This window comes from Acinetobacter sp. WCHAc060025 (genome assembly GCF_004209355.1).
In the GTDB taxonomy this organism is placed as follows: Bacteria; Pseudomonadota; Gammaproteobacteria; order Pseudomonadales; family Moraxellaceae; genus Acinetobacter; species Acinetobacter wuhouensis.
This window is the reverse complement of record NZ_SGSX01000006.1, coordinates 158,923-170,963: the sequence shown is the minus strand read 5'-3', so window position 1 is coordinate 170,963 and position 12,041 is coordinate 158,923. Positions and strand designations below refer to the sequence as shown.

Sequence of the window (12,041 nt, the reverse complement as noted above, 5' to 3'; positions counted from 1 at the left end):
TAAATTTTTCACTTCAAAATATAACCATTTTTTATCGAATTTCTCATTTTCATTCGCTCTTTTTCATAGAATAAAATGCTTATTTGAAACACAATTTCAGCTATAATTACGCCTGAAATATCTCGCCCCCCTAAGTCAGTACTGCTCTTGTCCTAGAGCAAAGATACGCTTCGTATGATGTCAAAAAATCTTGCTACATTGATCGGCTTCAGTGCAATTTTGCAATGGTCATCGATTGTAGGCTTATTGAAAAAAATCAGTTTCAGTATTGGTGCTGATCTTGCTGTTATGCTGATGTATACACTCAGTACCATCATTTTATTGGTTTTTTTTAAAATTCCAGATTTAAAACTTATTTCAAAGAAATATTTAATTTTTTCAACACTACTTTTTGTAGTTTATGAATTATGCTTCTCGTATGCGATTGCGCTTGCACAGACGGCACAGCAAGCAATTGAAGTCAGTCTAGTCAATTATCTTTGGCCAAGTTTAACAGTTGTCATGTTGATTTTATTTAAAGAAATTAAATTCAACATCTTCGTTATTATCGGTTTAATGATTAGTTTAAGTGGAATTATCGTCATACAAACTGGGCAAGGTGATCTGAGTTGGGGAAATATTCTCTCCAATGTTCAAGCCAATCCGATCAGTTATATCTTGGCATTTCTAGGTGCGAGCTTATGGGCGCTGTATTGTGTTGTCACCAAAAAATATAGCGATGGACACAATCCGATCTCATTCTATTTTATTGCCATTTCATTATTGCTTTGGGTGAAGTATTTACTTAGCCACGAATTGAGTCTAAATGCGCTACCAGATTTTGATTTGATAACTCTGACTTATATGGCAATCGTATCATTGGCTGTTGCACTTGGCTATGCTGCATGGAATATTGGAATTATCAAAGGAAACATTACCATACTGGTGACGTTGTCTTATTTTAGTCCAGTCATTTCTACTGTTATTTCGATGTTTATTCTACAGACTACACTCTCAACTGAGTTTTGGTATGGCGTCATTTTGGTGACAATGGGTTCATTTGTTTGTTGGATTTCGACCAATTGGCAACTCCTTAAAAGCAAAATATTGAAAAGCGCTTAATTATTCAAAATACGAATTTAGCAATAATATTTATATTTTGATTAAGCCCAAATCACCAATATTGCTGCGATTACAACCAAAACTAAGCCAAGGTGTTCTGTTTTAGCAAGTTTTTCTTTAAAGAAATACATTGAAATGAGTAAGCTGAATAGTATTTCAATCTGCCCTAAAGTTTTAACAATTGCGACGGATTGCATACTCATGGCTGTAAACCATCCAAGTGAAGCCAAGAAGCTACAGACACTTACTTTAAATGTCAGCCCTATTTTATTCCACATTGCTATTAATGTTTTCCGGCTAAATAAGATCAAATAAACCAACATGCCAATGCATTGAAATCCAATAATACTTAAAAGTACCCATGAAGCACGATGTATATAAGGCAAATTTGTTAATTCTAAACTCGCTTCACGAACCAATAATGATGTAATGGCAAAACACAATCCACTCCCCATTCCGATTGCTAAAGTAGAGAGTGAAATAGGTTCTTTATTTTTGCCTTTACTCAATAGAAATACAGCTAAGCCACCTAAACCAACACCGAACCATCCATAAGCTGTGAGGTGATCACTTAATAAAGTCGTGGCGATAATTGCAGCAAAAATCGCTTCACTTTTTGCTAGACCGACACCAATCGCGTAATTTTTTTGTTTAAATAGTTGTACCATTAGTGCCGTTGCAGCAATTTGGCTCAGTCCTGCAATGACAATATAAATCCAAAAATATGTGGTGAATTTAACCTGTGTTTGAATGGGTTGAAAATGATATAGCAATGAAATATATAAAATTGCGAAAGGAAAACCAAATATAAATCGCGCTAAAGTTACGCCGTAAACATCAACTGATTGACTGAGTTGTTTTTGAAATGCATTTCGCCAAGCCTGCATAAATGCAGCCATAAGCGTAAACAAAATCCAGATTGAAGTCATGATGGAAAGGTGTAACTTTAAAGTGCTTCAATATACACCTTGTAACTCCTCAAATCGAATCAATGTTTAATATTTTTAGGATGTTAGCCTTGAAAATTAAAAATTTATTTTCTTACTACTTCTATTAATTTTGCTAACTGTTCCATCCCATCAAAAGTTGTCGGAATTTTATCATCAGATGCAACAATAGGAGAAAAAATGATATTTTCAAATTTTTCAAACCCCTCTTTATTCTTCTTATGTAATTCTTCTGAATCATTTGCATAGTTATGAATAAATTGGCATAGCGCCATACGTAATTCAAGTTGCATCATTTGTGATTGAACAGACCTGACATGTTGTAAACCAACTCTAGTAAAATAGAAAACAATTAACATTAAAGTTGTAATAGGAAAAGCTAGATACCAAAATGAAGTCAGTTTAGTTTCATGTCCAGTTAAAATTAGGATAATTACTGCAACAATTACAGTGAATGGAATACAGACTAATATAGCTCCGAATTGTGAATAGCCATCTCGTCTTTCTTTTAATTCACTTTGTTTTTTTTCATAAAGTTGTTGAAAGCCTTTGCTTAATAACACGAAATCATAAGTTAGTTTGTTTTCTTCTAATTTTTTTTCTAATTCAACTACTATCTCTTTTTTTCTATCAAAATTAGTCTCCCAAGTATTTATAGTCATTAAACATTCACTGACTTTGTCTTGAATTAATTCAATTTTTTGTAAATTTGATTGGTGGTATTTTTCTTTTATTACTTCGTAAGGTAATAAATTATTCGAATAATTTATTAGGTCACGGGCAAACTTGAAGTTATGCAAATTCCAAAGCCCAAAATCACAGTATCCCTTTAACTGCTTATCTAAATGCACATTTCTTAGTCTGATTTCCTGAAAATATCCATACGGAATAGCATAAACATACTCTAGGAGTTTTTGAAATTCATTTTCATTTTCAACAAATTCTCTAGGACTTGCTTTCGCATAAAGCTCATCTATTTCAACCTCAAAGTTAAAGACAGGTATTTCAGCTATTATTTTTACATCTTCTAAATCAATAGATGAAATGATTCTTTCAATTTTTAGAATCTGATCACAAAGTCTTTTTAAATATGCACCATCTTCAACAGTTTTTGTATCTAGATAATTTATTAAAATACTTTTAGTCGAATCCAATAATTGAAAAGTTTTTGAAGAATTTAGTGCCATAATATAGTCATAAATTATATTGTTTAGTCATACTAGCAAATTTTATATTAAGTCATTAATTATATTTCAAAAAATACACCTTTTCTACAGCTCTGCGATTCACCAATCCCTGTACAGTCTGCCCACCTGCTTTCACCCAAACATCAAACTGATTACTCGCCCCTACATAATCCAAAGCATTTAATAACTTTAACAATGTCGAATTCCGAAATGCACCAATTCCAATGTTATAAGTCAGCGAAACCAATGCATCAAATTGATGCTGATTTAAAGGTACTTTAACTGCTGTACTAACAGCCTGCTCAAAACGTTTAAGATCATGTTGCATAAAGCTTTGAGCTTGTTCAATTGTACAAAGATCACCATATTGAACCGTTTTACCATTTGGGTAAATTGTTGTCCCATAACCAATCGTACAAACTCCAGTACCATCATCATAAGCTTGTAGTTCCAAACCCTCAAAACCACAAATCAGCGCAATCCCTTTAGGGCTGACATATTTGAAATGATGAGTTTCTAAATCTTGCGCAAAGCCTATATCTTCATTTGTACTATGATCAATAGCTAGCGCTATATCATCTGAATGTTTAGATTTATTTTTCTTATTCTGTAATTCATGCAATACCGTATTTGCGACAGTCGAAATTAATTTAGACCAAAATGATTTCATGGTACTTGCTCAAACAGATCAAAGTTGAATATTGATAGCAATAAATTGAATCCTGAATGATTCAATAAAGATAGTGTATTTTAGTTTCTTGAATGGCGACCTAAAATTTAGCCAAATGGTATATCTACATCCTGTTCAAATATTTGCTCCTCTTCATTGATCATTAACCCTAAGCGCATCAACTTTTCCGCAAGAATATAATCAGGCTCAAAATACAGTGCTGTGGGTGTGAACATAAGTGGTACATTTAGATGTCCCAAGTAATAAGCCGCTCTCAAAAGATCGAAATTATTTTTAGACAAAACTTTCATTAATTGCTTTGGTTTAGCTTCTATAGATAAATTATCAATGCGTCTAACCAATTTAAAAGAACTTGCACATAAATCGTCTAGATATTGAAAAAATGCACCATGATTATGCTTGATATTTAAATCCGCACAAAGATAGTGCTTTCTACGAATGCCATGGATAGGCATTATTTCTTTAATCTTATTCAAGGCTTTAGTTTTGCTATTAATTTTTTTATATATTTTCATCTTTATCCATGCTTTCACACGACTTTATTCTTAAAAAATTGAAACGGAATGACAAAATCATTCACAGTGATCAATGATGATTAAAATAAAAAAGCATAGATCATGCCAATTCTTGATAATTTTATCATTTAGTGTAATTTTTAATGTTAGTGAAACGTATGTATGCGTTGTCTTTTCATTAAGAAAAAATATGAATATTTAAAGCTTCTCAACGGAAAAAGAATACTTACAAAATAAAACCATGAAAAAATTATGTGTATTTCACAATATATTGAAATAACACACTTTTAGTCAAATAAATGACAACTACTCTCAATTGCGAGAAAACTTACAATATGCTATCTATAGGATTATAACGAGATATAAAAGGAGAATATAAATGTCCTATCAACATATCCTTCTCGCAGTAGATGACTCTCCTATTTCTTACGCTGCAGTTGAACATGCAGAAAAACTGGCTCTTGCTCTAAACAGTAAAATTACTGTGATGAGTGTAATAGCGGTAGATCCTTTTAAAGGCGTAGATTTCTATAAAGTTGCACCAGCAGTGACGCAATACTTATTTGAAGCCGAGAAAAATGCACTTGGACGTCTAAAAGATATTCAAGAAACACTTATTCATCATGGCGTAAGCACTGTTGAAACGAAAGTTATTCGTGAGCTTCCACCTGCGACAGGAATCCTTGAAGCAGCTGATGAATTAGGTGCTGACATCATCATCATGGGTTCTCATGGTCGCACTGGCTTTAAAAAATTCTTCTTAGGAAGTGTTGCACAGGAAGTTCTGGCTATTAGTCCTCTTCCTGTATTGATTATTAAATCTGCTCAACATACAGATTCTTAAATTTTATTTAAATGATATAAAGGTATATGCACATGTCTTATCAAAATATTCTTGTTCCAGTAGATGGCTCTGATATTTCTTTCTCTGCACTAAAACATGCTGCTTCAATTGCAAAAGCACTGGGTAGTAAAGTCACTGCAATTAGTGTAGTTGCAGATGATCCTTTTGCTGCTGCTGATTTTTACTATTCTCCAGACATGTTAAAAGAATATATTAAAGAAGCAGTTAAAAACGCTGAAGAAGCTTTAGAAAAAGCGAAAAAAATAGCAGAAGAAGCTGGTGTTCAAATCGAAACTCAAGTGGTTAGAAATGCTGTTTCTGCTGAAACTGTTACTCAAACTGCTGATTCACATAAAACTGATTTAATTGTGATGGGTTCTCATGGTCGTAAAGGCTTCCAAAAATTCTTCCTCGGTAGCTTTGCACAAGATGTCTTGGGACAAACTCAAATTCCAGTTTTAATTGTGAAACAATAAGTTAAAACTATAAAAAAACCTCCTTATCATTAAGGAGGTTTTTTTATTCAAAATTAATGTGTTGCAATCACTTTGACTAAAATTGTTTGCGTCTCTTCAAAATCATCATAAATCTGTTTTCGAGTAAGTTCTTTAGATTTGACTTTAAATTCATGATTTTGGTAATGAATCACATTTGGAATTTGATCAAAATAATTTCCATCAGCTTCTATACTTTCTTCAAATAAAGGTGTGCCAAGCTGATATTCTTTGCTTTTAAGAACAACATATTTTACTGTCGTTTGCATGATTCGCACTCCATTTTTATATGCACTTTATTTTTATTTATATCACTTTTTTGCACGCTTCACAGTTAAAAATTCATAAATTCGCCTAGTTATTCTTCATTTAAGCTTAGAAAAAGAAAATCCACTCTTTTGGAGTGGATTTGCTGATTGTCAATTTTATTATTTTCAATTCTTTATTGTTTTGAAGCTATCTTTTATCAATTATTGTTACTTTTGAGCTTTATTCTTATCAGTATTTGTTCTTTGTGATTTGATTATGGCAAATGAACATGACAGTAATATTTCAAGTTTCATCTTTTTTTAAAAATTAAATACACACATCGCTTTAAAATAACTTTTATTGATTTTAAACCCTATTGAATACTCTTTATATGATTGAATTAACAATACTTTGTCAGTTCGTTGATAAAGATCATTGAACTGATGATTTATGATTTTGTTAAAATAACATTTCGTAGTAAATGCTTCTATTTTATGCATAAATAAAGTATAACTTGTTGAATATTAGAATTTTAATAGTGTTTTATCATGATTCGTCAGTGTTGTGATCAGCTTGAAAAATTAGGCTTAAAAATAGCCTTTATTGAAAGTGCCAGTTCTGGCTATTTGAGTAGCCAATTTTCAATTTATAAGAGAAGTGGCGCTGATATTTTGCTGGGTGGTTTGGTTAGTTACGACCCTTCTATTAAAATATCAATCCTAAAAATAGATGCTCAACTGATTGAAAAATATACGGCTGAATCTACTGAAGTGACTCAAGCCATGGCAATTCAAGGAAAACAATTATTTACCCAAGCGGATTTAGTTATCAGTTGTACTGGGCTACTCAAGCCTGGTGGTAGTGCTACAATAGAAAAACCTGAAGGAACTTTTTTTATTTCAATCTATTATCAAAATAAGCTCAATAACTTTAAATATTTATTGAATGGAGATTCTCTTTCTCGTTTAAATCAATTGACCACTTATGTTGCTTCAGAAATGATCAATATTTTAAATAAATAAGCAGTTATTTGATTTAAATCATCAATATATACAAATCTCCTACCTCAAAGTCGATATATCTCATTCACTTTTTAACAAAAAAACGGTACATTTTAAAACACGTTATAAACAAGTAAATAACATTAATGATTACAGGAAGCGTTATGAAACTTCAATTGGCTTTAATTTCTTCTCTGACTTGTCTAGCTTTGGTCGGTTGCGCAGGCTCTTATCCTGAACGTGTTGTGACTAAAGGACCATTAATTTGTGAAGCAAATGAAGTCTGCCCTGAACTATCTATGCGTTGGAAAGATGAGGTGCGTGATGGTTTTAAAATTACTGCTGAAATTAATAATCCAACAAAATATGATATTAAACAATTCGTTTTCTTAGTCGATGGCCAAGCCTATACCTATTCAACTTTAGACTCATCTAAGTTCGAAAATCAAGTTTCATCGAATTCTATTTTAGTTCCTGTGAGCTTCTTAAATTCTTTCCGTAGCGGTAAAGAAATTTCACTTAAACTGGTAACTGATCAAGGTGATGTTGAGCGTTCAATTTTAAAAGCTGATGGTCAAAAATCGTCTGCTTATTTAACTTTCTTGAAAGGTTATACAGGTCAAGTTCCTGGTGCTCAATAATGAGCATTTCAATAAAATAGAATGCATAAAAAACCAGACTCAGTGTCTGGTTTTTTATTAAAAGCAAATTACTTTGGTTCAATCGGTGCAAATGGTGCAACGACATCAGCATTCTGCGCACGATGGCGCATAAAGTGATCCATTAATACAATTGCCAACATTGCTTCAGCAATCGGCGTCGCACGAACACCTACGCACGGATCATGACGACCTTTGGTTAAAACATCGGTATCTTCACGATCAATATTGATAGTTTTGCCAGGAGTGGTAATACTTGCTGTTGGCTTAAGTGCAATCGCTACACGAATAGTTTGACCGCTTGAAATACCGCCTAAAATACCACCGGCATGATTGGCAAGGAATCCATCAGTACTCAGTTCGTCACGAGTTTCATGCCCAAACTGCCCTGCAACTGCAAAACCATCACCGATTTCAACGCCTTTTACTGCATTGATTCCCATCATGGCATGGGCGATATCTGCATCTAGGCGGTCAAACACTGGCTCGCCCCAACCTACTGGTACTTTTTCAGCAAGAATTTCGAGTTTTGCGCCACAGCTTGTACCTTGCTCACGTAGAGAAGTCACTAAAGCTTCAAAACGTGGCACAGCATCCACATCGCCACAGAAGAATGGATTATTCGGAACTTCATTCCAATCCAACTTTTCAGCAACTTCTGTCCCGATTTGCGTCACATGACCACGAATCACGATACCAAATTTTTCAGCAAGGAATTTTTTAGCAATCGCGCCTGCAGCGACACGCATTGCAGTTTCGCGTGCGCTTGAGCGACCGCCACCACGGTAGTCACGGAAACCATACTTTTGCGTATAGGTATAATCTGCATGACCTGGACGGAAAGTTTGTGCAATATTGCCATAATCTTTTGATTTTTGGTCTGTATTACGGATCAATAGACCAATCGGTGTCCCTGTAGTTTTGCCTTCAAAAACACCTGAAATGATTTCAACTTCATCAGGTTCTTTACGTTGTGTAGCAAATTTTGAAGTCCCAGGTTTACGACGATCTAAATCTTTTTGCAAATCTTCAGCACAAAGCTCAAGACCTGGTGGTACACCATCAACGATTGCCATTAAGCCTACGCCGTGAGATTCACCACAAGTCGTTACACGGAAGAGTTGTCCTATACTATTACCTGCCATGCTCACGACTCCTTAAGCTTGAATAGACTGAATAAATAAATCACGGAATGTACGACATTGTTCAGCAGTGAGGGCAAAAATACCGGTACCACCTTTTTGGAACTGCAACCAATAAAAATCAATGGTGTTAAAGTTTTGTTTCATTGCCCATTCAGAATTACCGACTTCAATGACGATCAAACCATCTTCTGTTAAGTAATCAGGTGCTTGCGCTAACATTTTACGCACTAAATCCAAGCCATCTTGACCTGCTGCAAGTGCAAGCTCTGGCTCATGATGAAATTCATCTGGAAGATCCGCCATATCTTCTGCATCCACATACGGTGGGTTTGAAACAATCAAATCATATTGATTTTCAGCAGGAATTTTAGCAAACAAATCAGACTCAAGTAACGCAACTTGATATTGTTTGTCATGGTGTTCAGTATTGATTGAAGCCACTTCTAAAGCTTCTTTTGAAATATCTGTCGCATCCACTTCTGAGTCTGGGAATGCATAAGCCAAAGCAATCGCAATACAGCCAGAACCTGTGCACATATCTAAAATACGTTGTGGTGTTTTAGGATTTGGGTTTTCAGGTAGGTTATTTACGCCTTCACGTGCTTGACCATTTTCATCTAAGCAATAAGGCGCAAAACGATTTTCAATTAATTCCGCAATCGGTGAACGTGGAATTAATACGCGCTCATCGACATAAAATGGCTTACCAAAGAAATAAGCCAAGTTTAATAAATACGATGTTGGAACACGTTCATTAATTCGACGTTCTAAAAGGCTTAAAAATTCAGCTTTTTCACTCGGTAATAATTTAGCATCTAAAATTTCATTGTCTGCATTCCAGTCCAAAGACATAGTTTGTAGAACGAGTGCTGAACTTTCAGCAAAATAATCTTCTGTACCTTGACCTAAATGTGCATCGTATTGACGTAAAGCTGTCACCCCAAATCGAATAAAATCGCGAATTGTAACAAGGTTTTCAGCAGCTTCCTGTAAATGTTCAGGGCTAATAGTCGGTCGATCCACTTAAGGTTTCTCCAAGGTCATAATTTAAAACGCCTTATGATACCTTGTTTTGCGTGACATTTATAAGCATTTACTACAATTTAAATGCAATTCATTTTTAGACAATCATCATCATAAACGATAAGTCAGTTTCTCTAGCATATTTGCACGGGTTACCGTTTGTTTTAACGCACAATTATAGTATTTCATCGCATAAGTATCAGATGCGGATTTTTGACTTTTGCCACATTGTTCACTACGCATTTTAAGCCATGTTTTTTGATATTTTTTTTGTAGTTTCTTTTCTTTACTTGTATATAAATCTAAGGTCTTTTTAAACAATGATTTCATACGATCATCTTGATCATTAAATTCAGATTTCATACAACGGGTAATAGAACTTGTACTATTTCCTGCCGAATTCATACAACTAATATAATCTGAACTATAGCCGATTGCTTTTGCTTGTATTGGTAATAGTAAAGCGAGAGCGATTCCCCAATATTTCATTTGCATCAAAATTCCCCAATTAAAAATCATTCTTCTAATTTAAAAACAATCTTTCTGAGTTTAAAAGATTTCAAATAAAATTCAATTGATAGGCTTCATTGATCATCACTTTTACAATTTATTTACACATTCAAATGATAGTCAGGCTCTAAATTTCGATCAAATGTGCTAATCAGAGCCACTATTTTCGCTAATTGAAGTAACTTTACCATTTTTGAATGTGATATAGCCTAAATCAGTATAATACCAAAGCTCATCCTTGCCTCTTGAAGTGGTATATGCGCTTTTACGATTTGGGGCTCCCCAATATGTAGCTTTGATAATTTGATCTCCAGTCATTCCTATTTGAGGATCTCGCGCTGCTTTCCAAAGTTTATATTTTTGAGTATCAGTTAAAAAAGCCTAAGCCTGCTGAGGAACATTTAACTTTGTTTTTACTGAGTTTGGACAAGGTTTACCTTGATAGACTGTTTGCCCTTTATAAGTGCAGGTATATACGTCAGCAATAGCACTTTGCATACATAATAGAAGCGTGAATAGCCCCAAAAAAAATTTCAAGAAGCACCTGTATTTTTAGATTTATTGTTTCATTATTATTGTATATTTTTAGCACAAATCAAGCGAAATATTGATCAAGTTAATCAAAATTAAAAGCCTATACAGTCTGCTTACAGATTCGAATAAAATATTACTCGAACCTCAGATTGAATCACATAAGTCGTTATTGATTTAAAAACAAAGGATCAAAATTCAATTAAATATCAATATGAAAAACGAACTTAGCTCTCAAATACTTCCCTATTTCCAACAAATATCAATTTTTTGATTGGTCGTTTTAACACAATCATAGACAGTTGAGTCCCATTGTTGATCAGAAATAATTTTTTGGCTATTTCCATCTCTTAAATAGCTTTTAGCATTCAATGTTGCCCCCTGATTAATTTGAATATGGGCTTTTGAACAAACGCCATCATCCAATTCATTTTGGCAACTTTCATATTGAATTTGATAGATTTTATCTTGGAATTGTAAATTTACTTGTCGAGCACCAGCGACAAAGCCCTCATCTATTTCACAACTTTGAATATTTGCCTTAGTCTGCCCAAGAAAACAACGATCAGCATTCACCTGAGTCGTTAAAATAGAACTTATGATCAGTATATATTTAAATTTTGCCATCATTTCCCTATTCCTTAGGTCTTTAAAATGAAAAATGACGCAAAAGACTAACAAAAAATCATCTTACTTACGAACTTAAATACAATTTTTAAACTTATCTCTTGATTTCTTAAAGTTTTGTTCCCATATAATTTTGGATACTTTCCATTAAAGTAGTTTCAAATCTTATGAGTTATAAACACAACAACCTTATGGCAATGCGCCAATCTTGGTGGGAAGATGAATCTTCTGCTTCTGTTCAAAGTGAAAAGCGTTATTTACAAACAATCCTATCTGAGCAAGGTGTTTTTGAAGCACCAAGTATTGATGATGTAAAATATTTTTTCTTTAGTTTACCGAGCATTGTCATTGTAAAAGGTTATGCCCTTGGTTTCACCGATCCAAGTATTAAAGAATTGATCCAAAACCATATTGAGTCAAATAAGCAGTTATTGATTCAAAAACATGAGATCAAAATTCAATTTAGAATGTAGTTTTTCTAATCGGATCAGTTGATTGTTATACCTTTTCAAACTTA

General features: G+C 33.7%; 16 protein-coding genes. 6 read left to right on the top strand and 10 right to left on the bottom strand.

What is annotated here, in order from left to right; all coding sequences use genetic code 11:
- Nucleotides 1–177 precede the first annotated feature (177 nt).
- Nucleotides 178–1,101, top strand: coding sequence for an aromatic amino acid DMT transporter YddG (yddG, locus tag EXE09_RS07055; protein WP_130116820.1), 924 nt, complete (start codon nt 178–180; stop codon nt 1,099–1,101).
- A 41-nt stretch (nt 1,102–1,142) separates the two neighbouring features.
- Here the strand turns inward: yddG and EXE09_RS07050 are convergent, their stop codons facing one another.
- The 4 genes from EXE09_RS07050 to EXE09_RS07035 all read right to left on the bottom strand — a co-directional run bounded on the left by EXE09_RS07050 (nt 1,143) and on the right by EXE09_RS07035 (nt 4,459).
- Nucleotides 1,143–2,030, bottom strand: coding sequence for a DMT family transporter (locus EXE09_RS07050; protein ID WP_130113714.1), 888 nt, complete (start codon nt 2,028–2,030; stop codon nt 1,143–1,145).
- Nucleotides 2,031–2,134: 104 nt separating this feature from the next.
- Nucleotides 2,135–3,235: a hypothetical protein gene (locus EXE09_RS19035; protein ID WP_228257179.1), complete on the bottom strand. Its 1,101-nt coding sequence runs from the start codon at nt 3,233–3,235 to the stop codon at nt 2,135–2,137.
- A 55-nt stretch (nt 3,236–3,290) separates the two neighbouring features.
- Complete coding sequence (locus EXE09_RS07040; protein WP_130116800.1) at nt 3,291–3,905, bottom strand: lysozyme; 615 nt, start codon at nt 3,903–3,905, stop codon at nt 3,291–3,293.
- Nucleotides 3,906–4,012: 107 nt separating this feature from the next.
- On the bottom strand, nt 4,013–4,459 hold the full coding sequence (locus EXE09_RS07035; protein ID WP_228257178.1) for an urease accessory protein UreE: 447 nt from the start codon (nt 4,457–4,459) through the stop codon (nt 4,013–4,015).
- A 361-nt stretch (nt 4,460–4,820) separates the two neighbouring features.
- On the opposite strand from EXE09_RS07035, the gene EXE09_RS07030 reads away from it, so the two are divergent.
- Both EXE09_RS07030 and EXE09_RS07025 read left to right on the top strand, forming a co-directional pair.
- Entirely contained in the window at nt 4,821–5,285 is a 465-nt protein-coding gene (locus EXE09_RS07030; protein ID WP_068975931.1) for a universal stress protein, read from the top strand.
- Nucleotides 5,286–5,317: 32 nt separating this feature from the next.
- Complete coding sequence (locus tag EXE09_RS07025) at nt 5,318–5,761, top strand: universal stress protein (protein ID WP_130116799.1); 444 nt, start codon at nt 5,318–5,320, stop codon at nt 5,759–5,761.
- 53 nt (nt 5,762–5,814) lie between these two features.
- Here the strand turns inward: EXE09_RS07025 and EXE09_RS07020 are convergent, their stop codons facing one another.
- Complete coding sequence (locus EXE09_RS07020; protein ID WP_068975929.1) at nt 5,815–6,048, bottom strand: hypothetical protein; 234 nt, start codon at nt 6,046–6,048, stop codon at nt 5,815–5,817.
- A 528-nt stretch (nt 6,049–6,576) separates the two neighbouring features.
- Here EXE09_RS07020 and EXE09_RS07015 point away from each other — a divergent pair.
- Together EXE09_RS07015 and EXE09_RS07010 are read left to right on the top strand one after the other, a co-directional pair.
- Nucleotides 6,577–7,050, top strand: coding sequence for a CinA family protein (locus EXE09_RS07015; protein WP_130116798.1), 474 nt, complete (start codon nt 6,577–6,579; stop codon nt 7,048–7,050).
- A gap of 143 nt (nt 7,051–7,193) precedes the next feature.
- Nucleotides 7,194–7,670 carry a hypothetical protein gene (locus EXE09_RS07010; protein ID WP_130116797.1) on the top strand — a complete coding sequence of 159 codons (477 nt, stop codon included), beginning with the start codon at nt 7,194–7,196 and terminating at the stop codon, nt 7,668–7,670.
- A gap of 68 nt (nt 7,671–7,738) precedes the next feature.
- Here the strand turns inward: EXE09_RS07010 and aroC are convergent, their stop codons facing one another.
- The 5 genes from aroC to EXE09_RS06985 all read right to left on the bottom strand — a co-directional run bounded on the left by aroC (nt 7,739) and on the right by EXE09_RS06985 (nt 11,527).
- Nucleotides 7,739–8,833, bottom strand: a complete 1,095-nt coding sequence (gene aroC / locus EXE09_RS07005; protein WP_068975926.1) for a chorismate synthase — start codon at nt 8,831–8,833, stop codon at nt 7,739–7,741.
- 12 nt (nt 8,834–8,845) lie between these two features.
- Nucleotides 8,846–9,856 (bottom strand): 50S ribosomal protein L3 N(5)-glutamine methyltransferase, encoded by a 1,011-nt coding sequence (gene prmB / locus EXE09_RS07000; RefSeq protein ID WP_068975925.1) that lies wholly within the window; start codon nt 9,854–9,856, stop codon nt 8,846–8,848.
- Nucleotides 9,857–9,967: 111 nt separating this feature from the next.
- Nucleotides 9,968–10,351 carry a lysozyme inhibitor LprI family protein gene (locus EXE09_RS06995; protein WP_130113709.1) on the bottom strand — a complete coding sequence of 128 codons (384 nt, stop codon included), beginning with the start codon at nt 10,349–10,351 and terminating at the stop codon, nt 9,968–9,970.
- A 396-nt stretch (nt 10,352–10,747) separates the two neighbouring features.
- Entirely contained in the window at nt 10,748–10,891 is a 144-nt protein-coding gene (locus tag EXE09_RS19170; protein WP_416332362.1) for a DUF4124 domain-containing protein, read from the bottom strand.
- 252 nt (nt 10,892–11,143) lie between these two features.
- Nucleotides 11,144–11,527 (bottom strand): hypothetical protein, encoded by a 384-nt coding sequence (locus EXE09_RS06985; protein WP_130113708.1) that lies wholly within the window; start codon nt 11,525–11,527, stop codon nt 11,144–11,146.
- A gap of 164 nt (nt 11,528–11,691) precedes the next feature.
- Between EXE09_RS06985 and EXE09_RS06980 the strand changes: the two genes are divergently transcribed.
- A complete protein-coding gene (locus EXE09_RS06980) occupies nt 11,692–11,997 on the top strand; it encodes a hypothetical protein (RefSeq protein ID WP_130116796.1) in 306 nt (101 codons plus the stop codon).
- The last annotated feature ends 44 nt before the right edge of the window (nt 11,998–12,041 follow it).